Genomic DNA, 22,003 nt, shown 5'->3' on the forward strand with positions numbered 1-22,003 from the left:
GATGCGCATGAACACGAAAATCAACAAGTCCTACTACGGTTACATTTTCATTGCGCCGTTTTTTATCGGGTTTCTGCTCATCGGCCTGGCGCCGATCTTGTACACTTTTTATCTCAGCCTGACAAAATGGGATGGCTTCAGCGATCCGGTATATGTCGGCGCCGCCAACTATACCCGGCTGATTCACGACAGCTTCTTCTACCAGACAATCGGCAGCACGCTGATCATCTGGGTGATGGCGATCATACCGCAGATCCTCCTGGCGCTAGGGCTCGCGCTTATCCTGAACGAGCGATTCATCCGGGGCAAGCATTTTTTCAGGGCCGTGTTCTACTTCCCCCACATCGTCACGCCGGTCACGCTCGGCGTCCTGTTCAGCCTCATGTTCGACTGGCAGACGGGCAGCATCAACAAAGTGCTCATGAACATCGGCCTTGTCGACGATCCGGTCAACTGGTTCAACAATCCATGGTGGTCGCGGATCATCGTCGCCGGCGTCATCTGCTGGCAATACTTCGGCTTTAATCTCATTATCTTTATCGCCGGCCTCCAGGGCATCTCCAAAGAAGTGTACGAGGCCGCCGAAGTGGACGGGGCGACAAAGCCAGTCATCATCCGCAATATCATCTTGCCGCTGCTGCGTCCGGTCATGCTGTTCACCTTTATTACCTCCGTTATCGGCGGGCTGCAGCTGTTCGATGCGCCGCTCATGCTGGGAGACGGTCCCGGCAACTCGACGCGAACGATGATTATGTACTTGTATGAGACCGCCTTCAAAAACTTCGATTACAGCTACGGGTCGGCTATCGCCTACGGCATCTTTATTGTCGTCATGTTCTTCACCGCGATAACGACGCTGGCTACGAGAACAAGGGAATAGGAGGCGCCGCGCATATGAGATCCGGATATACCCATACCAAAGCCGTGCTGTATCTCTTGCTGGCGGCCGTCGCTATCGTTTGTCTCGTTCCGTTTTACAGCATGATGATCACGTCGACCCACGCCAACTCCGATATCGCGAGCAGGCTGCTGCTATGGCCCGGCACCGAGCTGGCCAACAACTACGAGCGGCTCGTCGGCTCCGTCCACATCTGGCGCGGCTTTGCAAATACCGTATTCCTCGCCGTCACGGGAACGGCCCTTAGCGTCTACTTCGCGGCGGCGGCGGGCTTTGGCTTCTCCAAATATCGCTTCCGGTACCGCGGATTCCTGTTCTTGTTCGTGCTCGGCACGATGATGATTCCCGGGCAGCTCGGCATCATCGGCTTCTTCAAGGTCATGAGCATGCTGCACCTCACCGACACGTATTGGCCGATGCTGCTTCAAACGCTGTACGACGCGTTCGGCATCTTCCTGATGCGTCAGTTCGCGGACGCCTCGATTCCCGACGAGATCGTCGAGTCGGCGCGGATCGACGGCTGCGGAGAGTTCCGCATCTTTCACCGTATCGTGCTCCCGCTCATGGGGCCCGCCATCGCGACGCTCGCCATCTTCACCTTCATCGGCAAGTGGAACGACTTTCTGACCCCGATGATCATCCTGTTCGACAACGACAAGCAGACGCTTCCCGTCATGATCGCCAGCGTCAAGTCGGCGTTCTCCTCCGACTTCGGCGCCCAGTACGTCGGCATCGCGATCTCCGTCGTTCCGCTGCTCGTATTCTTCGCCGTCATGTCCAAGCAAATTATCAGCGGCGTAGCGGCAGGCGCGGTCAAGGGCTGATCGGAAAATGAACCGGATATACGGCAACGACACTCCGCGAAAGAGGTGATGCGGGTCCCGACGGACTGAACGAATGATGAAAGCGCAGTCAACCGCAAGGAACCCGTAGTACCACTAGCTTAGATTCTCACTATACGATCTAAAGGGGCGATTGTTTTGAAAAGAAAATCGTGGCTTCCCGTATCGCTGGCGCTCATCCTTATCCTCACGCTGTTGTCCGCTTGCGGCGGCAACAACAACGGGAATAACGCATCCCCATCTTCTTCCGCATCGGCATCCCCGTCGGCTTCCGAGCCGGCAGCATCTCCGTCCGCTTCGGCGTCGTCTTCTGAATCGGCTGCGCCTAGTGCGCTGTCCGGCAAGCTCGTCATCTGGACGTTCTTCGACCAGGTGAACGACATGGCGGCGAAGTTCATGGAAAAGAACCCGGGCGTGCAGGTTGAAGTCAAGATGTTCCCTGGCGACCAATACCAGACGAAGCTGCTGACGGCGCTGCAAAGCGGCAAGGACCTGCCGGACATCTTCGACCTGGAGCGCGGTTATATCGGCAAGTTCATTGATTCGAAGTTCCTTGCAGACCTGTCCGCATTGGGCGCCGAAGACCTCGTCAAGGACTACGTGCCTTACGTACAGGGCCTCGGACGTTCCTCCGACGGCAAGCTGAAGGCGATCTCCGACCATTCTTCCCCGGGCGGCTTCTGGTACCTGAAGGAAACGGCCAAAAAGTACCTGGGCACCGACGACGCTGCAGAGATCGGCGCCATGGTAAGCGACTGGGATAAGCTGATCGAGACCGGCAAAAAGGTATATGACCAAAGCGGCGGCAAGGTTCACCTGATCGAGAGCGCGAACGATCTGTTCGACATCATGGCGTACAACACGGATGCGTGGGTCAAGGACGGCGCGCTGAACATCGATCCGAAGTGGAAGGACACTTATGCGGTCCAACAAAAGATCCGCGAGAGCAACGTCGACGCCAAGCTCGACTTCATGTCGGCCGGCTGGGGCACGGCGCTGAACAGCGGCACGGTCGTACTGACCTCGATGCCCGCATGGGCCGGATTCATGATCGACAACAAGGACGACAAGGCTGTCGGCAAGTTCGGCGTCGCACCGGCTCCGCTCGGCTTCTACACGGGCGGCACGTACCGCGGCATCTACGACAAGTCGCCGAACAAGGAACTGGCTTACGAATTTATCAAGTATATCGCAAGCTCGGAATGGCAGACCTACAACCTCGGCAAGACGGGCAACATGCCGGGCCTCGCTACGGTATATCAAGATAACATGGATTCGTTCAAGTCGACGTTCTTCGGCGACCAGAACATCCTGAAGCCATACTACGACACCGTCGCGAAAATGCCGGCGCTGTCCGCCGACAAGTACGGCGAAGAGATTCTGAGCCTGTGGCGCAAGACGGCGGGCCAAGGGATCACGAACAAGACGGATTACGACAAGGTCGTCGCAAGCTTCAAGAAAGAAGTCAAGAACGCTTTCCCGGATCTGAAAGTCGACTAAGATCGTAAATTCGAAGGAGCGGGATGGGCAGGACCGGCAGCGGCCGCAGGCACGGCCTGCGGTTCGGCACCGGACCGGCGATGAACGGGAACGTCCCGCGCTTCGCCGGTTCCGCTGTCGGCCGGACCTCCGCATACCGCACGGGCTAGCGGAAGGAGAGACAGAAGAGATGCAAACCATACACGATCACATCCGGCAGCTCCGCATTATCGACGCGCACGAGCATCTGGCGACGCCCGAGATTCGCCGCAGGGAGAATCACGACCTGTTCTCGCTGCTTCACTACCTGGAATCAGACCTCATTACGGCCGGCATGAAGCGCGGCGCGCTCGACCGGAATCTCGGCTTGTCCGACGAAGAACGGGCATCGATTTTTCTGAAATATTGGCAGCGCACGTTCAACACGACCTATGCCCGCATGTTCAAGCAGGCGATGGAAGAGCTGCACGGCCTCCGAGAATGGAACGCGGAAGGCATCCTGAAAGCCAATGCGAGCGTGCTCGCGGCCAGCGCCGATCCGGGCTGGTACGACGACGTGCTCGGCGAGCGTTCGGGTATCGACCTGGCCTTCACGCTCATCCAGACGACGGATCTGGGTTACGATCGGTTCCGGCCGATCATGTTCCTCGATTTTACCTTCCGATTGAATACGACGGAGGACCTCCTCGATGTCTGGCGGATGATGGACAAGGACGCGATCGCGCGTCCGTTCCGCGCTTACCTCGACGCGACGGACGGCCTGCTGCAACGATACAAGCAAGAAGGCATGGTCGCCACCAAGCTGGGACACGCCTATTGGAGAACGCTGGCGTGCGGCAATCCGGCGCCTGGCGACGCGGAGCGGATTTACGATCGGCTGCTCGGCGGGGCCGCGATGACGGAAAGCGAGCTTCGGCCGCTGCAGGATTATATGATCCGGCACGTCATCGAGCGATCGACCGCGATCGACCTTCCCGTGCAGATCCATACCGGCCACCACGAGACAAGCGTCTCGGGCGACGGCAACATCATCGGACGCTCCAACGCCGAGCACCTCGTGCCGCTGCTGCTGGATTACCCGGATGCGCGCTTCGTGCTGCTGCACGTCGGTTTTCCTTATCATCAAGTGTACCTTAGCATGGTTAAAAATTTTCCGAACGCCTACATGGACTTCACCTGGGTGTACATCATCACGCCGACCGCCGCCAAGCAGACATTGCATCAGGCGATCGAGATGGTGCCGGCGAACAAGATCCAGGGCTTCGGCGGGGACTACAATCATATCGAAGGCACTTATGCGCATTTGAAATTGGCGAGGCGGATCGTGGCCGAGACGCTCAGCGAGAAAGTGGAAGCCGGCGCGCTCGGCGAGGCGGAGGCAATCGACTTCGCGAATCGCATTTTCCGCGGCAATATCATCGAGCTTTACGGGCTGGAAGGCTTGGATTGAGGCATGGCGGGAACGGATGACGTTGACGTGGCGGGGAACCGAAAGCTGCAGGATCGGGATCGGCGATGCGGCAGGAAAGGAGGATGGTGATGTCTGAAAACACGGAGAATGCTGCGGGGGAGACGACCGGGGCGGAGAGACGATACGCGATCGGGCTCGACATCGGCACGACCTCGCTCTGCGCGACGGCGGTCGATACGCGGGACGGCGGCGCGGTGCGGACGCTCGTCCGGATGAATGCGGCGGCCCTGCCCGCCGCGGCGCCGGACGAGCGGCTGCAGGAACCGGACCGGATCGCGGACGAGCTGCTCGCGATGCTCGAGGAATGGCGGGACCTGCTGCCCGAGACGGCGGCGATCGGCATCTCCGCGCAGATGCACGGCATCCTCTATGTCGACGAGCATGGCAGAGCCGTCAGCCCGCTTTATACGTGGCAGGACGGACGAGGCGAACGGCCGGTGCCAAGCGGGGAGTCCGCGGCAGTCGAAGCGGGCGCGGCCGGTGCCGGGCGGGCGCCTTCCGGCGCGCCGACCTACCGGCAGCAGCTCGAGGCTTTGAGCGGCTATCCCGTTCCGTCAGGCTATGGCCTGCTGACGCACCATGTGCTGCGTCGGACCTGCGAGGTGCCTGCTGATGCCGCCAAGCTGTGCACCGTCGGCGACTACGCCGCGATGCGGCTAACGGGCAGGCCGGCGCCGCTCATCGATGCCACGCAGGCGGCGGGTCTTGGTCTGTTCGACCTGCGGAGCCGGTCGTTTGACACGGACGCGGCAGCGTGCGCCGGCATCGACGCGGCCATGTTGCCGGAGCTGGCCCGTGAAGCCGGCGCGCTAGTCGGCAAGACGCCGGAGGGCATCCCGGTCGCCGTCGCCATCGGCGATAACCAGGCAAGCTACCTCGGCACCGTGCCGGCGCTCGCGGGCAGCCTGCTTCTTAATGTAGGAACGGGCGCGCAGCTATCGCTGTACGCGCCGGAGCCGGTCTTGCCTGCGGCGGGCCTGGAGCTGCGGCCGTTTCCGGACGGCGGCTGGCTGCTGGCCGGCGCCTCGCTCGGCGGCGGCAAGTCCTACGCGCTGCTCGCCTCGTTCTACCGCGAGATCGCGGAGTCGCTCGGCGGCGGCGAAGGCAGCGTGCCGAGCGAGCGCTTGTATGAAGCGATGAACCGCTGGGCGCTGTCGGCGCTCGACGAGGGGCGCCCGCTCCCGCGCGTCGACGCCGCGTTTTTCGGGACGCGCGCAGACCCGGAACGCACGGCCGAGATCGCGGCGCTGACGCCGGCGACGCTGACGCCGCAGGCGCTGACAGCGGGCCTGCTGACGGGCGTCGCGGACGAGCTGGCCGCATTTGCGGCGCTGCTGCCGGCAGCGCTGCTCGCCGGCGTACGGCAACGCGTCGGCGCGGGCAACGGCCTGCGCCGCAATCCGGCGCTGCGCCGGCTGCTGGAGCAACGAATCGGCGCGCCGCTGGAACTCGCCGGGGAGCGGGAGGAAGCCGCCTTTGGCGCGGCCGTGCACGCGGCGGTATGCGCGGGTATTTTCACGGATTACGACGAGGCGCTGACCCGCATGGGCGGCGCCCGCCTGACGGAAGGGGATATCGTTTAAATGAAGCACAGAAAGCTCTACATGATCGGCAACGCGCACCTTGACCCGGTATGGCTGTGGCAATGGCAGGAGGGTTTCCAGGAAGCCAAAGCAACGTTCCGCTCGGCGCTCGACCGCATGAAGGAGTACGACGACTTCGTATTCACGTCCAGCTCGGCTGCGATGTATGAATGGGTGGAAATTAACGCGCCGGACATGTTCGAGGAGATCCGGCAGCGGATCGCGGAGGGGCGCTGGAATATCGTCGGCGGCTGGTGGATCCAGCCCGATTGCAATATTCCGAGCGGCGAGTCGTTCGTGCGGCAGGGGTTGTACGGACAGCGATACTTTATGGAAAAGTTCGGCGTGACGGCTAAGGTCGGCTACAACGTCGACAGCTTCGGCCACAATGCCATGCTGCCGCAGATTCTGAAAAAGAGCGGCATGGACTATTACGTCATGATGCGGCCGATGCCGAACGAAAAAGGCTTGCCGAGCCGGCTGTTCTGGTGGCAGTCGGACGACGGTTCAAAGGTGCTGACGTTCCGCATTATGTTCGAGTACCTGTCGTGGGGCAAGGAGCTCAGCGGCCATGTGCGCCGCGCCTTGGGCGAGTTCAAGGACCCGCTGAACGACTTGCTGTTCTTCTACGGCGTAGGCAACCACGGCGGCGGTCCGACCAAGGAGAACATCGAGAGCATCCGTGCGCTGAACGACGATCCCGAGCTGCCGAAGCTCGTATTCGCGACGCCAGATCAATACTTTGCGGATATGGAAGCGTCCGGACTATCGTTTCCGGTCGTCCACGACGATCTTCAGCACCATGCGAGCGGCTGCTACAGCGCGCACTCCGGCATCAAGCAGTGGAACCGCCAGGCCGAGAATCGTCTTGCTGCGGCGGAGAAGTATTCGGCGTTCGCCTCCTGGGTCACGGGGCAGCCGTATCCGCTTGAAGCGTTCGGTCGCGCCTGGAAAAACGTATTGTTTAACCAGTTCCACGATATTCTGGCAGGCACGAGTCTGGAGTCGGCCTACGAGGATGCGCGTTACTTGTTCGGCGAGGCGATGGCGATCGCGGACCGCGCGCTGAACGATGCGGTGCAATCGATCTCCTGGCGCGTGGCTATCTGCCAGGACGAGGGCATGAAGCCGATTGTCGTCTTCAATCCGCATGCCTGGGCGAGCACGGTTAACGTGGAGCTGGAGGTAGGCGGCATCGGACCGAAAACCGTGCTGACGGACGAAAACGGTGTGCCGGTGCCGTTTCAAACGGTACAGTCGCAGGCGACCTCGGGCGGACGCTATCGCCTGAGCTTCATGGCGGAGCTGCCGCCGCTCGGTTACCGGACCTACAAGCTGGTCGCGGCGTCCGAGTCGCTGAGGCCCGTCGGAGCGCCGATCGCGGCAAGCGACCTGGTACTGGAAAACGAGCGATTCCGCCTCGAGTTCGACCGCGACAGCGGCGCGATCAAGAGCCTGCGCGACAAGAAGGCGGAGCATGACGTGTTTGCCGGTCCTGCGGCCCGTGCGGTCGTGATCGACGACAAGTCGGATACGTGGAGTCACGACGTGCTTCATTTCAACAAGGTAGCAGGCGAATTTAAGGCGGTTAAGGTGTCGCGCATCGAGCACGGCCCGGTCAAGTCGGTCATCCGCGTCGTCAGTCGGTACGGGAATTCGAAGCTGGTGCAGGATTTCGCCATGTCCCCGGGGCGGGATCTGATCGATGTCAACGTGACCGTGGACTGGCGCGAGAAGTTTAAGATGCTGAAGCTCATTTTTCCGATCAACGTCATCTTCAGTAAACATACGTACGAGACGCCTTACGGTACGATCCAGCGCGAGCACAACGGCGAAGAAGAGCCCGGCCAGAGCTGGGTCGACTATACGGGGCTGACGCGCCAGACGAACAAGATCTACGGCGTGAGCCTGCTGAACGACGCCAAGTACAGCTACAGCATCTCGGGCAAGGAACTTGCGCTTACCGTGCTGCGCAGCCCGATTTACGCGCATCACGATCCGCTCGTGCCGGAGCCGGACGGCGAGTACTCGTTCATCGATCAGGGCATCCAACGGTTTAATTATTCGCTGCTGCCGCATGAAGGCGGCTGGGAGCAGGCCGGCACGGCGCATCGCGCGGCGGAGCTGAACTGCCGGCCGACGGCGGTCATCGAGACGTACCATGAAGGCGACCTGCCGCTGAGTGATTCGTACGCGGCTTCGTCCGCGGACAATGTCGTCGTGAGCGCGGTGAAGATCGCGGAGGACGGCAGCGGGGATTTGATCTTGCGCGCGTACGAGACCGAAGGGCGCCGGACGCTGGCGGAGATCGCGCTGCCGCGCTTCGAGCGGACGATCCGCGCCGAGTTCGGGCAGAGCGAGATCAAGACGTTCCGCGTGCCGCGTGCCGCGGCGCAGCCGGTGGTGGAGACGGATCTGTTGGAGCGGGGCGTTTAGGCTGCAGCGAGAGCGGGAAGGTTGGCAGCGAGAGCGAGGCCGGCTGGTGTAGTAGCGGAAATGAGTTCCGCTATGGTGCGTGCGAGCGCGTCTGGCCGGTGCAATAGCGGAAATAAGTTCCGCTAAGGTGCGTGTGAGCGTAGGTGGATGGTGCGATAGCGGAAATAAGTTCCACTATTTTGCTCGGCCCGCCGGAATCATTAACGAGATGAAGCAATAAAACGGAGGTGCCGCGCATGAGCCGGACATTGGATGAGCTGATCGCGAAGTACCCGGAGCTGGCTGTCTGCCGCACGGATATCGAGGCGGCGTTCGAGGCTGCGCGCGACTCGTTCGCGCGGGGCGGCAAGATGCTGCTCGCCGGCAACGGCGGCAGCGCCGCGGACTGCGAGCATGTGGTGGGCGAGCTGATGAAGGGTTTCATGTCGCCCCGCCGGCTCGGCAAGGCGGCACGCGATAAATTCGCCGTCTGGGGCGAGGAAGGCGCGTATATGGCGGACAGGCTGCAAGGGGCGCTGCCGGCGATCTCGCTCGTCAGCCAGTCGGCGCTGGCGACGGCCTATATCAACGACGTGGCGGCCGACATGGTTTTCGCGCAGCAGGTGTACGGATACGGGAAGCCGAAGGACACGCTCGTCGTGTTCAGCACTTCCGGCAACTCGGTTAACGTCGTTCGCGCGGTTCAAGTCGCCAAGTCGCTGGGCCTCGCGACGATCGCTTTGACAGGCAGCGGAGGCGGCAAGCTCGTTTCCATGTGCGACGTCACCATCCGCGTGCCCTACGAGCGGACGCCGGACATCCAGGAGCGGCATCTGCCGATTTATCACGCGTTGTGCATCATGCTCGAGGAGGCGTTTTTCCCATGAGACGGCTGCTCGGGGGGCTGGATATCGGCGGCACGAAATGCGCGGCGGTCATTGGGGAGGCATCGGAGGATGGGATCGATATCGTTGGGAAAACGAGTTTTCCGACACCGGGAACGCCCGAGGAGACGATTGAGGCGCTGATGGCCGCGCTCGAAGCGCTGCTCGCGGAGCATAGAGGTAGCGTGAAAGAGTCGGCGGGGGATGCAGCGGCTATAGCGGCGGAAGTTGCGGCGAGCTCGTCGGGTCAGACCCGCGGCGGCTTGGCCGCAATCGGCGTCAGCTGCGGCGGCCCGCTGGACAGCGAGGCCGGACTGGTGCTGTCGCCGCCCAATCTGCCCGGCTGGGACGGCATCGACGTGCTTGCGCCGCTTCGCGAACGGTTTGGCGTACCGGTCGCCCTGCAAAACGACGCCAACGCCTGCGCGCTGGCGGAATGGCGCTGGGGTGCGGGGAGAGGCACTCGCCATATGGCGTTCCTCACCTTCGGCACCGGCATGGGCGCGGGATTAATTTTAAACGGCAGGCTGTACACCGGAGCGAACGACATGGCGGGCGAAGTCGGCCATATGCGCATGCAAGACGATGGCCCGGTCGGCTACGGCAAGGAAGGTTCCTTTGAAGGCTTCTGCAGCGGAGGCGGCATGGCGAGGCTGGGAATCGGCATGATCGAGGAATGGATGCAAGCGGGCAAAAAAACGCTGCTTCCGACCGGTGCCGACGCAGAACGATCGCTGACAGCCCGGCTGATCTTCGATGCGGCACGGCAAGGCGACGAGCTCGCCGCGCTCATCGTGCGCGTTACCGGCATCGAGCTGGGGCGCGGTCTCGCGATATTGGTCGACCTGCTCAACCCGGAAGCGATCGTCATCGGCAGCATTTACGCGCGGCAGGAGCCGCTGCTCGCGCCGGTCGTGCTCGAGACATTGCGCCAAGAGGCGCTGTCGCGCTCGCTTGCGGCTTGCCGAATCTTGCCTTCGCAGCTTCGGGAAAATGTCGGGGACGCGGCGAGCCTGTCGGTCGCGCTGCACGCGCTTGAAGCCTAGGCGTTCTGGGTTGGAAGCTTGAGCGAGCTGGGCTTGAGAAGTAAGGCGAAGGAGGGACGAAAGATGTTCGATTGGCTGCTCGCTTCGGGAACTAAAGAAGGAGGTCGCGGTGAAGCGTCTTGGGCGCGCTGTACGGTCCGACTGACCGAACCCGGCGGCGGGCCGGCGGAGTTGCGTGTGCCTTCGATCCCTGAAGCAACGACGAATAGCGACCAAAATACATTAAACGAAACCCGATATGCATTCGCGGACGAGACGGGAGGCATTCGCGTCACGTTGATCGTCCGGCGGACGGGCGATTGCGTGATGGGACATGTCGTGGCGGAGCTTGCGAACGTAAATGTTTTCGGGAGCCAGCGAACGTTCGCCCAGGCGAATGCGATCGAGATCCGGCTGGATGCTGGTGCTGCGCCGGGACGCTGGATGGCTGTCTATCAGCACAAGGACTGGTGGACGCGTCCGGCGTTTGGCGCAGAATGGAAGGCCGTCCCCGAGCGGACCCAGTCTCTGCTTTGCGGCGGCGTCGGCGGACGCTATCTGCAGGTGCTGCCGGTCAGCGGCGGTGCGACACGCGCAGATGTATCAGGCGGCGAAGAGGGAATCATTGTGCGGGTGACGCCGGGAGGAACCGGTCGGGCCCGACTTGACACGCTCGCGTTCGTGCTGGGATCCGGGGATGATCCGTACGAGATGATCGAGCGTCATGCGGCCGTTGCCGCGGAGGCGCTCGGCAGAACGGGCCTGCTTCGCTCGAACAAAACGTATCCGCCGCTGCTCGACCGTCTGGGCTGGTGCAGCTGGGACGCCTTTTACCATAAGGTGAGCGAGGAAGGTCTCTTGCAAAAAGCGGAGGAGCTGCAGCGTCTTGGCGTGCCGGCCGGCTGGTTCATGATCGACGACGGCTGGTCGGACGTGCGGGATGGGAAACTGGCGCGGTTCGAAGCGGATCCGGAGAAGTTCCCGCGCGGGCTCGGTCACACGGTCGGCCAGCTTAAAAACCGATTCGACATCCGCCATGTCGGCGTATGGCACACGATCGCGGGCTACTGGGGCGGCATCGATCCGCAGAGCGAGGAAGCGCGCGGCTTCGGCCGTTTTTTGCGCGCCAGTGCACGCGGGCAGCTGCTGCCGTCGCCCGAGCCTGGCGAAGCGTTCGGCTTCTGGCACGGCTGGCACGATTGGCTGTCGCGGCAGGGCGTCGACTTCGTCAAGGTCGACAGCCAGAGCGCCGTGTCGAATTTTTGGGCGGGCACGCACGCGGTCGGCGACGCCGTGTCGGCGTCGCATGCGTCGCTGGAAGCGTCGGTGGCGCTCCACTTTGACTCGACCGTAATCAACTGCATGGGGATGGCCGCCGAAAATGTCTGGCACCGTCCGAAATCGGCGGTCTCGCGCAGCAGCGACGACTTCGTGCCGCAAGACTTGCGCGGCTTCGCGGAACATGCGCTGCAGAACGCCTACAATTCGTATTGGCACGGCGCATTCTATTGGGGCGACTGGGACATGTTCTGGACCCGACACCAGGATGCGCGGGCCGGGGCGCTGCTCCGCGCGATCAGCGGAGGACCGGTCTACGTGAGCGATCCGCCTGAGCAGACCGATCCGGCGCTGCTGCAGCCGCTCGTATACCGCGACGGCTCGCTACTTCGCTGCGACAGAGTCGCGAGTCCGGCGCCGGACTGCCTGCTGCGGGATCCGACGCGGGAGGCGCTGCCGCTGAAGTTGTGGAATACGACGGGCGGCGCGGGTGTGATTGCGGTCTTTCGGATCGACGCGGAGCCAGGCGGGATGGAGGCCTTTATCGGACCGGGCGACGTGCCGGGTCTCAGCGGCGAACGCTTCGCGCTGCACGAGCACGGCTCGGACAAAGCGGAAATCGTGGGACGCGGGGAGACGATTACGCTGGATCTCGACGCAGGCGACAGCGCGATCTGGACAGCAGCGCCGCTCGCGGACGGCTTCGCGCCTCTGGGCAGGCTCGACAAGTTTGCCGGCTCGCACGCGGTGCTCGCTTGCGCGGCGGACAGCCGCGGCGGGATGCGCATTCGCGTCCGGGAAGGCGGCGGCCCGTTCGGCTTCGTTTCCGACAGACTGCCGAGATCCGCGCGCGTAGACGGCGAGGATGTCGAAGTCAGAAGCGCCGGCGCGCGCTTTTATACCGTCGAATTGCCGGAGGGCAAGGGAGAATGCTGCCTCGAAATTGAGCTTGCTGAAGCCGGGAGCCCATGAGCCGAGCGGACTCTCGCTCCATGACCGGATTCGCCAGACCCGCGAGGGGTGGCGAATCCGGTTGTTCTTTTCCCGGGAAATAACGTCAATTGCCGCGACGCCGCCGACAAGCTTTTACTCCGTCCCCGACATCTGCTACGCTATGGGGAGACCTGTAGATTGAAGGAGAGAAGCAAGTGGAAGCAGCGCTTCAAATTGGCTCGCCTGCGCCCGAATTCGAGCTGCAGAGCTCGGAAGGGCCGGTCACGCTTAGCCAATATCGCGGCCGCAAGGTCGTGCTTTACTTTTATCCGAAGGACAACACGCCGACATGCACGCAGGAGACATGCGATTTCCGCGACGCGCACCCGGCGTTCGACGATTCGGGAGCCGTCGTACTAGGCGTAAGCCCGGACGATCTGAAGGCGCACCGCAAGTTTGCGGACAAGTTCAGCCTGCCTTTTCTGCTGTTGTCGGACCCCGACCACCAGGTTGCGGAGCTGTATGGCGTTTGGCAGCTTAAGAAGCTGTATGGCAGGGAATATATGGGCATCGTTCGCTCTACGTTCCTGATCGACGAGGACGGCATCCTGCGCCGGGAATGGCGAAACGTGCGGGTAAAAGGCCACGCCGAAGCGGTGCTCGGCGCTGCGCGCGGAGAAGGCGCGTAGCAGCATCTGCGCCAGATCCGCGCCGCGCCGGGCCGAATAAGACTGTGCCATCGTCTTATTCCCGCCAGATCGCGCCATAACGGACAAATAAGACTGCGCCATCGTCTTATTCCCGCCAGATTGCGCCATAACGGACAAATAAGACTGCGCCATCGTCTTATTTCCCGTCCCGATTTTCTTCTCGCTCCGGCTTGCCTTCGCCCGCTGCCGCAAGGCCGAATCGCCTTGACGCTGTCGAAGCGGCGAAGCTATAATTACAGCAATCGATTTGTGTGTATCCGGCACAGGCGCGCCCGGCGACTCGTTTGTCGGCAGCGGCGCCTGCAGACCTATTAGGAGGCTCTGTTCATCCAGTGACTAAACATGAGCATGAAATGATCGTGGTTCTCGACTTCGGCGGCCAGTACAACCAGCTTATCGCCAGGCGGATCCGCGATCTCGGCGTATACAGCGAGCTGCTTCCCCACAACACCCCGGCGGACAAGCTCCGCGCGCTTAACCCCAAGGGCATCGTCTTCTCCGGCGGTCCGGCCAGCGTCTACGCGGAAGGCGCGCCTTCCGTCGACCCGGGCGTTTACGAGATCGGCGTTCCGATTCTCGGCATCTGCTACGGCATGCAGCTGATCACCCATCAGCAAGGCGGCAAGGTCGAGCCGGCTGCCAAGCGCGAATACGGCAAGTCGGACGTCGACTTCGTGGCCGACTCGCAACTGGTCCGCGATCTCGAGACGCGCCAGACCGTATGGATGAGCCACGGCGACCACGTCACCGAGCTGCCTGAGGGCTTCCGCGTCGACGCCAGCACGCCGCATGCGCCGGTCGCGGCCATGAGCCATCCGGAGCGCCGGCTGTACGCCGTGCAGTTCCACCCGGAGGTCCGTCACTCCGTGTATGGCAACGAGATGATTCGCAACTTCCTTTATAACATCTGCGATTGCAGGGGCGACTGGAGCATGGAGTCGTTTATCGAGGACATGATCGAGGAGATCAAGCGCGAAGTCGGCGATCAAAAAGTGCTCTGCGCACTGTCCGGCGGCGTAGATTCGTCCGTCGTAGCCGCGTTGATTCACCGTGCGATCGGCGACCAGCTGACTTGCATGTTCATCGACCACGGCCTGCTGCGCAAGGGCGAGGCCGAGAGCGTCATGGATACGTTTGTCGGCAAGTTTGAGATGAACGTCGTCAAGATCGACGCGAGCGAGCGTTTCCTGGGCAACCTGAAGGGCGTCAGCGATCCCGAGAAGAAGCGCAAGATCATCGGCGGCGACTTCATTCGCGTTTTCGAGGAAGAGTCCGCGAAGTTCGACGACTTCGCCTTCCTGGCGCAAGGCACGCTGTACACGGATATCGTCGAGAGCGGCACCGCGACGGCGCAGACGATCAAGTCCCACCACAACGTCGGCGGCCTGCCGGAAGATATGAAGTTCAAGCTCGTCGAGCCGCTGAAGGCGCTCTTCAAGGACGAAGTCCGCAAAGTCGGCGCTGAGCTGGGTCTGCCTGACGCAATCGTCATGCGCCAGCCGTTCCCGGGTCCGGGCCTTGCGATCCGCGTGCTGGGCGAAGTGACCGAAGACAAGCTCGAGATCGTCCGCGAATCCGACGCGATCCTGCGCGACGAGATCGCGAAGGCGGGCCTTGATCGCGAGATCTGGCAGTACTTCACGGCGCTGCCGGGCATGAAGAGCGTCGGCGTCATGGGCGACGGCCGCACGTACTCTTACACCGTCGGCATCCGCGCGGTTACCTCCATCGACGGCATGACCGCCGACTGGGCGCGCATTCCGTGGGACGTGCTGGAGAAGATTTCCGTGCGTATCGTCAACGAAGTGCGGGACGTCAACCGTATCGTTTACGATATCACTTCCAAGCCGCCGGCGACGATCGAGTGGGAATAGGCTGGATTGAATTCATGTCGTTAAAAGACGGGAATCCTTGATACATAAGGGTTCTCGGCGTTGACTGCATTGCGAATCCATGTAGACCTGCTACAATAGAGTGCAAAAATTACTCTCTTTTATTTGCGTTATTTAGCAAATAGAAGGGAGTATTTTTATGACCAAAATTCATGAGTTGATCGAGGATTTCAAGCTGAACCAGCAAATTTTGGGCCGGGTAAAGAAGTACGTTGATCTGTGTATGTTCCGTTTGTATAGGTGGGAGAGGTTTACGGTTAAGGAATTAGGTGTTTTAGAGGTTGAGGAAGTCACTCAACTTCATATCAAGAAATATATTCAGGAACGTCAGCGTGTCGGAAAAGAAGTCAACAGAACGATCAATAATAACATAGCCACATTAAAAGTGTTTTTTCAATACTTGGTGACTGAAGAGTTTATCGATGAGCAGAGTAACCCCATCCGGAGAATTAGGAACCTTAAGGAAGAGAAGACTGTCATTGTTACGTTCAATGATGAAGAAGTGTCGCGGATAATCAACGACATTAAAGAAGAAACGTATTCCAATGTTCGCGACAAACTTATTCTTATTATGCTCTTTGACACTGGTATTAGGGTTTCTGAGCTATGTAACATCAAAAATAATGATGTAGCAAGGCGACACATTCTGATTCACGGGAAAGGTTCTAAACAACGACTGGTGTATATCAGCAACATCATGCGAAAGTACATGAGACGCTATGAAGCATTAAGACAGAATAGATTCCAAAAAAAATTACAGGATGAAATTGAAAATTATTACTTCTTAGACCAATCGGCTGTAAAGTTATCCCGCTCCCGAATCAACAAAATTCTAAAAGAGCATTGCACGAACGCTGGCGTGAGAAAAGAAGTCAGATGCTCGCCTCATGATTGCAGGCATTATTTCGCCCAAAAACAATTAAAAAACGGGATTGATATCTACAGCTTAAGCAGGTTAATGGGGCATTTTGATACTCAAATTACTTCGAAGTATTTAAGAGGATTAGAGCAAGAGGATATTTTACAGGTTGGACGGTTGAATAGCCCTCTAAACGGTTTGAAAATCAAGCAAGGTTCGACGGAGGGGAGAAGATGACAAGACTTCTCAAACTTGAACTGGATGATATGACTACGAAAAGACTTCTGAACATGGCTAGGAGGCATTGTAAGCTTGTCTTTGAGTATGTTGAGGTAAATACCTCTCTCCTCAGACGTAAAGCCATACAAGGGGAAATAGAAGCCTTACGTGAGGCGCGTACAGCCCTTCTCATCGCTTGCCAAGGAAGGGAGCATGAATAGAGAGCTATGTTAAATGAATATGAAGCTAGAGCGGCCGCTTTCAAACGCGTAGTCACTATAGAGCGTGAATTAGCCAAAAAAGCAACTACATGTGAAATGATTATTGATCTGGTCATTAAGGAGCTATTAGCAAACGGAGCAACATACCATTTCTTTACGATGGAATCGTTATTGAATGTGATGCAAAATGTCCAAGAAGAGATTATCGTTGAATTGTCTCACGCGAGAATTCAGAAGGGACTACATGCCTTTTTAATGAAACAAGCGAGAATAAATGAGGGATAGTTTCTCAGCTGTCCAGAAACATAGCGGGAGTCTAACATTGAGACTCCCGCTTTATTTTTTGAATTTAATCATTAAATCGACCATTTCACTTACTGTAGACAAGTCTTTTATCGACAACGGTTGAATCTTGTTTACAATTCCTGAAATAATTTTCGCTTCTTTGGACACGCTAGCAGGTTGCGCTTGCTCGAACAACTCCTGAACAGTAATGCCGAGAGCCTTGCAGATTTTATTCAAATTTTCTAACGATGGGGACTTCTCGGCACGTTCGACTTCGCCTATGAAAGACACCGAAAACTCAGCAAGACCAGCTAGTTTTTCTTGCGATATACCGCGTCGTTTACGATAATTCCGAATCCTATCACCAATGATTTGTCCAATGCCTTGGCTCACGCTACCACTCCTTAAAACAAAGGTAGTCGAGCCAATATGTTGAACCAACAGTCATAAGAAGCTAATAATTTCACTTAGTAGCCTTAAGAGTGTTTTTGATGATATAATTCCATGTAAATCCAATTGTTTCTAGCCTAAGGTTATCTCAAAAAAACGGAAATGCAGGAGGGCAACATGAAGAAGATTCTTTTTTTTGTTCTAGGAGTAACAATTTTTTTGACAACTGCATGTTCGAATTCCAAGATCGAGTATACCGCTGATGAAGTAAATTACTTAGATACGATGAATGCGGCGATCAATCAACTGAACAATTATCTGCCTAAATTCCAGATTGCATTAGACGAAAGGAAATCGTCCAAGAAAACAGAAGACAATGCAAGAGACGTTTTTGCAGGCGGACTGGCATTGTCTACAATTAAAAGTGTACTAAGGACCGTAACACCTCCCGAGAGATTTCAAGAGGTTCATGAAGAGTTCCTTAAAGGACTTGGTCTAGTGGACGAAGTATCCGTAGCTCTATCAACAGAAACTGGAAATGAAGAAGAGCAAGCCAAGTTTGATGAAGGCAACAATCTTATTAATCAGTCTTCACAAAAGATTTTAGATGCGTATGAGGAAGCGGCTGATTCAAGCCGATAATCAATAAGTAAAAGGACTACTTTTTAATGTCAGAGTGGTCCGCTTATCGCTATGCTGGATCAATAAACTCTAAATAAAATATCAATTCTATTTAGTACCATATCTAAGCTTGAGAAAATAAAATTTGGAGATGGCAAGATGCAGCTCAGTCAACGTTTGCAATGGTATAAGAGAAAATACAAAAATAATAGTAGTAAAGATGCCTTTTCAGAATTTATTAAAAATGAAACTCCTGTTCACACATGGTTTTTAGAAAAGGGCATTTGCATAGATTTTTATCCTGATACCAAGGCAGACTGGATTATGAACTCGTTTAGTGTTTGTATTTCCCTTAAAGATGCTAAGCGGCAAATAGTTCAGTTCACTGAAGTTAGGTTCTATTTTGGCTATAATCGATTGATTTTCGGAAAGAAAGTTAAACAATGGTTGCCTAAAGCAATTAGTTATATTTGTGACCCAACTGGTAATTTTTTTAAACCAACAAATGCAACACCTTTTTTCAATGAATCAGAACTCATCGATCTGATTGAAAGATTCTTTGATGAATATCCTATATTTGATTTAAGGCTACCTTTGAAGTGCGAATATTTTCTTATTGAGGAAGAGTTTCTGGAGGAGCCTTCTTTTTTGTACTTAATAAAAGATAATGATAAAGGAGTAATAAAGATTGGGAGAGCAAGCAATCCAAGGCAAAGATATTTCCAAATAGATTCAGACACAGCGTCTTCCATTACGTTAGCTGCAACAATTAAGAGTATTCACGCTAAAGTACTAGATAGGCTAATGCAAAATCATTTTGCATACAAGCGTTTTAAGAAAGAGTGGTATTCTCTTAGCGAAAACGATATTAAACGAATTTTAAAAGGTCAGTTACCCTATCCAATGAAAGAATTACTCGGTGAGGTTACTATATATCCATAAGTGGCTTAGTAATAAATAAGACATTGAGGCAGTTTTATAAAGTTGATATCTTTTGCAGCCTTTCAGCAGTAAAATGTCAGATTAATCAAGGGTTGAAGATGACGCTTGGGGAAAATATTTCCTAAGTGTTATTTATATTTTATTTGTAATTTAAGATGGCAGGAAAATACTGAGAATTGTCGAATAGCCTAAATAATTAAAATGAGTGTAGGTGTGTAGAATGTACAAGGCAACTGAGACTAAGAAGCTCGTTATTGAGATAATTGCCACACTTGTACATATAAAAAGTACAATGTATGAAGAGATTCTGAGACCTGCACGAATAAATAAAGATTACTTTCAGAAATTGGTGAGAGAGAAGAATGCCTCTGGAAAACTCTTGAGTAAAAGAGAAATGGCTTCAAGGATTATGACTGAAATTGAAAATCTCGAAGACTACGAGAAGGTTATGCGTTCAATTATTTTTACTGCTTCTGAATGGGACAAATTCCATTTGGCCGACAATGAGTATGAAGCGCGTGCTACAGTTCAGAAAGCCAGAGAAGTCCTTGTGTTATTAGAAACAAATGAAAACTTTGAACTGATGAAAAAAAAGGTTGAAAGTGAAAAGAAGTCGTATAAGCAAGCTGAGTTTGATAGACAGTTACAATTATTGCTTTTGCATTATGATGATATTTCTGGAAAGGCAGTAAATCCCCAAGCAAGAGGAACTAAACTAGAAGATATCGTAAATAGGCTATTCAATATATATGATTTAAACGAAGAGTTAACTGTTATTCAAGCATTTAGACGTAATGAAAGCGGAGAACAAATTGATGGTGCTTTTAAATTGGATGGTTGGCATTATATTGTTGAAATGAAATGGACAAATCAAGTGACTGGTATTAGGGAGTTGGATTCATTGTTTGGGAAAGTATTGCGTTCAGGAAAACAGACTATGGGTGTTTTCCTATCGATAAATGGATGGTCCTCTCACGTCATTGATTTGTTGAAGCAAAATCCTGAAAAATCTATTCTTTTAATGAGCGGATATGATTTGAGAGTAGCACTAACACAAGAAGTTGATTTAATAAAGATGCTTCATAAGAAGTTGTCCAAGTTGAATTTAGAGGCCGAACCTTTTTTTGGAGCAGAGTCCATGCCTAAATTAATTTAGGATAACCGAGAGAGCTTCCTTTCTGTGAAGGAAGCTCTGTTTTTATGTCATTACAATCTAACAATAATTAACTCCTTTGAATTCGAAAGTAAGAGGGATCAATTTCCTTGAAAAGATTGTCAAAGAATAGCTCTATCGTTTTAATAAATTCAGGGCAAAAATCCTTTTGTAGTTTTATTTCATCGGTTTCATTATCGATGCTGCATTTTAGATTTTTAATTCCTTCTTGTACTTGTGCTAATTTGCTTTCGTAAATCTCCCCTTGACCATGGGCGAAGGCATTTCGAATTTCTCGATATACCTTATCAATGTAATTCCACTCGTTAGATTCGTTAAAAAATCGTTCCTTCACAATATCATGTTTAATTAAGAAGTCTCGACTATCATGAATTTTAACATGCTTTTTAGGTAGAGTATTTACAGTAATATTTAGTTTTTTTTGTAAATCAAGACACGATCGCTTCATGTTTAGTTCAAGGCACGTATAAATGGTCAATAATGTAGAAGAACGAAAAAGAGTTGGGTTTATCCTTGCTAATGTATGGTAATCATCAGAATGATGTTCGCCGAACTCATTTTTATCTTCATCAGTCATTCCCTTTGTTTTTTGCTCATACCATTCATTAAATCCATCAATTTGTTGTTGAAGCTGATCTTCCATTATCTCAGCATAATTTCTTAAGTTATCGAGTTCAATGGAAATTAAGAAATGACGGATATTACGTTTATGAAACAACGACATTGAATACTCACACCTTTAAATTACTTTGTAATAAGTTGAAACAGCTCTATTTGATCTGAGAGTTGGAACTTTATGCTGTCTTATTTGTTATTCTACTTTTTAAAGACTAAAAAATAAATCACCTTTTGATATCAGATGGATTTTCTTCTCTCTGTGTTTCATGGATGATTTCTCATTCTCAACAATTCTCCTCTTCATCCTGTGCTGCTCTCTGCGATGTTTTTTTGTATTCCTCTGACTGTAGATGCATCGGCTTGATTCGATCGTTTATCATTTGTCGTTTAATCAGAATCTCAAACTCTCTGATCGCTTCCAAATGTTTGCTGTTGTAGAACTCCTCCAGGCATTCTGGATTCGAACATTTAGCACCCTGGATATTCACAGAAATAATACCATGCATATTTACTGGAACTGTGACTGTTTTATTTGGAACATCATTACAACCACACATTGGGCATTCGAACATATTGATTCCATCCTCATGAAAATCGGGCTGCTCCATTCTTCTTTCATATAAGGCTTTTTGTCTTTCATACTCTTCTTTTCCAAACGCAAGCTCAAACAGTTCATCGATGTTTTTATCTTTAATATAGTTTTTGTAATCTTCGTCATACTCGTTATTTCTGCCCTCGAATAGAAACTCAAATGCTGTTGGTTTAGAGTGATTAGGACCATTTTTCTGGTCGTCATTTGCAACAACAAATGTGACTTTGTATTCTGATCCTGAAATTTCTGAAACCAAACTTTCAATTAGCCTAGTGTATCTAGTCTCAAGCAAATGCCTTTTAATCTCAGAATCAGTACCAAAGACGATATAGGAATTCTCTTCAAGCGATAAGATGCTTAAGTTGCTCATATAGTTATTAAAAGAAGTCTCTAGCACAGAGTGTTGCAGCGCTTCAAGTAGCTTACTAAGCAACTTTTCTTCATATTGAGCTTTTAATCTAGCCTCATTAACTCGTGCCTTTTCGTATAAGCTGGGTAGACTGGAATCAAAATTTTCAAGTATTCTTTTTCTTCTTTCCTCATTATCATTCTGAGTCATAGTCCCGCTCCTTCACTGGAAGTTATTCATTTGCTACGCTTCTACAGGTGCCAAAGAAAGTACTGGAATATATAAAAAGCCAGAATGGATAACTCCATTCTGGCTTGTATTGG

General features: G+C 54.5%; 20 protein-coding genes. 17 read left to right on the forward strand and 3 right to left on the reverse strand.

Features of this window, described 5'->3' with window-relative positions:
- Positions 1-7: 7 nt before the first annotated feature.
- The 14 genes from ACFSR7_RS34360 (at position 8) to ACFSR7_RS34425 (ending at position 16,994) form a co-directional block, all read left to right on the forward strand.
- Complete coding sequence (locus tag ACFSR7_RS34360) at positions 8-880, forward strand: carbohydrate ABC transporter permease (RefSeq protein WP_378169139.1); 873 nt, start codon at positions 8-10, stop codon at positions 878-880.
- 14 nt (positions 881-894) lie between these two features.
- Positions 895-1,722 carry a carbohydrate ABC transporter permease gene (locus ACFSR7_RS34365; protein ID WP_378169140.1) on the forward strand — a complete coding sequence of 276 codons (828 nt, stop codon included), beginning with the start codon at positions 895-897 and terminating at the stop codon, positions 1,720-1,722.
- Positions 1,723-1,878: 156 nt separating this feature from the next.
- Complete coding sequence (locus ACFSR7_RS34370; protein ID WP_378169141.1) at positions 1,879-3,240, forward strand: ABC transporter substrate-binding protein; 1,362 nt, start codon at positions 1,879-1,881, stop codon at positions 3,238-3,240.
- Positions 3,241-3,263: 23 nt separating this feature from the next.
- A complete protein-coding gene (locus tag ACFSR7_RS34375; protein ID WP_378169142.1) occupies positions 3,264-3,389 on the forward strand; it encodes a hypothetical protein in 126 nt (41 codons plus the stop codon).
- Positions 3,390-3,409: 20 nt separating this feature from the next.
- Complete coding sequence (locus tag ACFSR7_RS34380) at positions 3,410-4,669, forward strand: amidohydrolase family protein (RefSeq protein ID WP_378169143.1); 1,260 nt, start codon at positions 3,410-3,412, stop codon at positions 4,667-4,669.
- An 89-nt stretch (positions 4,670-4,758) separates the two neighbouring features.
- Complete coding sequence (locus tag ACFSR7_RS34385) at positions 4,759-6,273, forward strand: sedoheptulokinase (RefSeq protein WP_378169144.1); 1,515 nt, start codon at positions 4,759-4,761, stop codon at positions 6,271-6,273.
- Entirely contained in the window at positions 6,274-8,709 is a 2,436-nt protein-coding gene (locus ACFSR7_RS34390; protein WP_378169145.1) for an alpha-mannosidase, read from the forward strand.
- Positions 8,710-8,945: 236 nt separating this feature from the next.
- Positions 8,946-9,575: a D-sedoheptulose-7-phosphate isomerase gene (locus tag ACFSR7_RS34395; RefSeq protein WP_378169146.1), complete on the forward strand. Its 630-nt coding sequence runs from the start codon at positions 8,946-8,948 to the stop codon at positions 9,573-9,575.
- Entirely contained in the window at positions 9,572-10,618 is a 1,047-nt protein-coding gene (locus ACFSR7_RS34400) for an ROK family protein (protein WP_378169147.1), read from the forward strand. The genes ACFSR7_RS34395 and ACFSR7_RS34400 overlap by 4 nt, the downstream gene beginning before the upstream one ends.
- A gap of 63 nt (positions 10,619-10,681) precedes the next feature.
- On the forward strand, positions 10,682-12,847 hold the full coding sequence (locus tag ACFSR7_RS34405) for a Sip1-related alpha-galactosidase (RefSeq protein ID WP_378169148.1): 2,166 nt from the start codon (positions 10,682-10,684) through the stop codon (positions 12,845-12,847).
- Between the two features lie 176 nt (positions 12,848-13,023).
- Positions 13,024-13,497, forward strand: a complete 474-nt coding sequence (gene bcp / locus ACFSR7_RS34410) for a thioredoxin-dependent thiol peroxidase (RefSeq protein ID WP_378169149.1) — start codon at positions 13,024-13,026, stop codon at positions 13,495-13,497.
- A gap of 374 nt (positions 13,498-13,871) precedes the next feature.
- On the forward strand, positions 13,872-15,392 hold the full coding sequence (gene guaA, locus ACFSR7_RS34415; RefSeq protein WP_378169431.1) for a glutamine-hydrolyzing GMP synthase: 1,521 nt from the start codon (positions 13,872-13,874) through the stop codon (positions 15,390-15,392).
- Between the two features lie 157 nt (positions 15,393-15,549).
- A complete protein-coding gene (locus tag ACFSR7_RS34420) occupies positions 15,550-16,506 on the forward strand; it encodes a tyrosine-type recombinase/integrase (protein ID WP_378169150.1) in 957 nt (318 codons plus the stop codon).
- Positions 16,507-16,715: 209 nt separating this feature from the next.
- On the forward strand, positions 16,716-16,994 hold the full coding sequence (locus ACFSR7_RS34425) for a hypothetical protein (RefSeq protein ID WP_378169151.1): 279 nt from the start codon (positions 16,716-16,718) through the stop codon (positions 16,992-16,994).
- Positions 16,995-17,045: 51 nt separating this feature from the next.
- On the opposite strand, the gene ACFSR7_RS34430 is transcribed toward ACFSR7_RS34425, so the two are convergent.
- On the reverse strand, positions 17,046-17,387 hold the full coding sequence (locus ACFSR7_RS34430) for a helix-turn-helix domain-containing protein (RefSeq protein ID WP_378169152.1): 342 nt from the start codon (positions 17,385-17,387) through the stop codon (positions 17,046-17,048).
- Positions 17,388-17,561: 174 nt separating this feature from the next.
- Between ACFSR7_RS34430 and ACFSR7_RS34435 the strand changes: the two genes are divergently transcribed.
- The 3 genes from ACFSR7_RS34435 (at position 17,562) to ACFSR7_RS34445 (ending at position 20,103) form a co-directional block, all read left to right on the forward strand.
- Positions 17,562-18,026, forward strand: a complete 465-nt coding sequence (locus ACFSR7_RS34435) for a hypothetical protein (protein ID WP_378169153.1) — start codon at positions 17,562-17,564, stop codon at positions 18,024-18,026.
- 138 nt (positions 18,027-18,164) lie between these two features.
- On the forward strand, positions 18,165-18,947 hold the full coding sequence (locus ACFSR7_RS34440; protein WP_378169154.1) for a GIY-YIG nuclease family protein: 783 nt from the start codon (positions 18,165-18,167) through the stop codon (positions 18,945-18,947).
- A 220-nt stretch (positions 18,948-19,167) separates the two neighbouring features.
- Positions 19,168-20,103, forward strand: coding sequence for a hypothetical protein (locus tag ACFSR7_RS34445; RefSeq protein ID WP_378169155.1), 936 nt, complete (start codon positions 19,168-19,170; stop codon positions 20,101-20,103).
- Between the two features lie 67 nt (positions 20,104-20,170).
- Here ACFSR7_RS34445 and ACFSR7_RS34450 read toward each other — a convergent pair whose 3' ends face one another.
- Together ACFSR7_RS34450 and ACFSR7_RS34455 are read right to left on the reverse strand one after the other, a co-directional pair.
- Positions 20,171-20,845, reverse strand: a complete 675-nt coding sequence (locus ACFSR7_RS34450) for a hypothetical protein (RefSeq protein ID WP_378169156.1) — start codon at positions 20,843-20,845, stop codon at positions 20,171-20,173.
- Positions 20,846-21,023: 178 nt separating this feature from the next.
- Entirely contained in the window at positions 21,024-21,890 is an 867-nt protein-coding gene (locus ACFSR7_RS34455) for a hypothetical protein (protein ID WP_378169157.1), read from the reverse strand.
- Positions 21,891-22,003 lie beyond the last annotated feature (113 nt).

It is taken from the genome of Cohnella sp. GCM10020058, from assembly GCF_042683485.1.
GTDB lineage: Bacteria > Bacillota > Bacilli > Paenibacillales > Paenibacillaceae > Cohnella.

Coding starts and splice junctions, on each gene's coding strand:
- guaA (WP_378169431.1), top strand. CDS start 13,872: ATGATCGTGGTTCTCGACTTCGGCGGCCAGTACAACCAGCTTATCGCC.
- ACFSR7_RS34450 (WP_378169156.1), bottom strand. CDS start 20,845: ATGTCGTTGTTTCATAAACGTAATATCCGTCATTTCTTAATTTCCATT.
- ACFSR7_RS34390 (WP_378169145.1), top strand. CDS start 6,274: ATGAAGCACAGAAAGCTCTACATGATCGGCAACGCGCACCTTGACCCG.
- ACFSR7_RS34380 (WP_378169143.1), top strand. CDS start 3,410: ATGCAAACCATACACGATCACATCCGGCAGCTCCGCATTATCGACGCG.
- ACFSR7_RS34360 (WP_378169139.1), top strand. CDS start 8: ATGAACACGAAAATCAACAAGTCCTACTACGGTTACATTTTCATTGCG.
- ACFSR7_RS34455 (WP_378169157.1), bottom strand. CDS start 21,890: ATGACTCAGAATGATAATGAGGAAAGAAGAAAAAGAATACTTGAAAAT.
- ACFSR7_RS34395 (WP_378169146.1), top strand. CDS start 8,946: ATGAGCCGGACATTGGATGAGCTGATCGCGAAGTACCCGGAGCTGGCT.
- ACFSR7_RS34425 (WP_378169151.1), top strand. CDS start 16,716: ATGTTAAATGAATATGAAGCTAGAGCGGCCGCTTTCAAACGCGTAGTC.
- ACFSR7_RS34420 (WP_378169150.1), top strand. CDS start 15,550: ATGACCAAAATTCATGAGTTGATCGAGGATTTCAAGCTGAACCAGCAA.
- ACFSR7_RS34445 (WP_378169155.1), top strand. CDS start 19,168: ATGTACAAGGCAACTGAGACTAAGAAGCTCGTTATTGAGATAATTGCC.
- ACFSR7_RS34435 (WP_378169153.1), top strand. CDS start 17,562: ATGAAGAAGATTCTTTTTTTTGTTCTAGGAGTAACAATTTTTTTGACA.
- ACFSR7_RS34400 (WP_378169147.1), top strand. CDS start 9,572: ATGAGACGGCTGCTCGGGGGGCTGGATATCGGCGGCACGAAATGCGCG.
- ACFSR7_RS34405 (WP_378169148.1), top strand. CDS start 10,682: ATGTTCGATTGGCTGCTCGCTTCGGGAACTAAAGAAGGAGGTCGCGGT.
- ACFSR7_RS34375 (WP_378169142.1), top strand. CDS start 3,264: ATGGGCAGGACCGGCAGCGGCCGCAGGCACGGCCTGCGGTTCGGCACC.
- ACFSR7_RS34365 (WP_378169140.1), top strand. CDS start 895: ATGAGATCCGGATATACCCATACCAAAGCCGTGCTGTATCTCTTGCTG.
- ACFSR7_RS34385 (WP_378169144.1), top strand. CDS start 4,759: ATGTCTGAAAACACGGAGAATGCTGCGGGGGAGACGACCGGGGCGGAG.
- ACFSR7_RS34440 (WP_378169154.1), top strand. CDS start 18,165: ATGCAGCTCAGTCAACGTTTGCAATGGTATAAGAGAAAATACAAAAAT.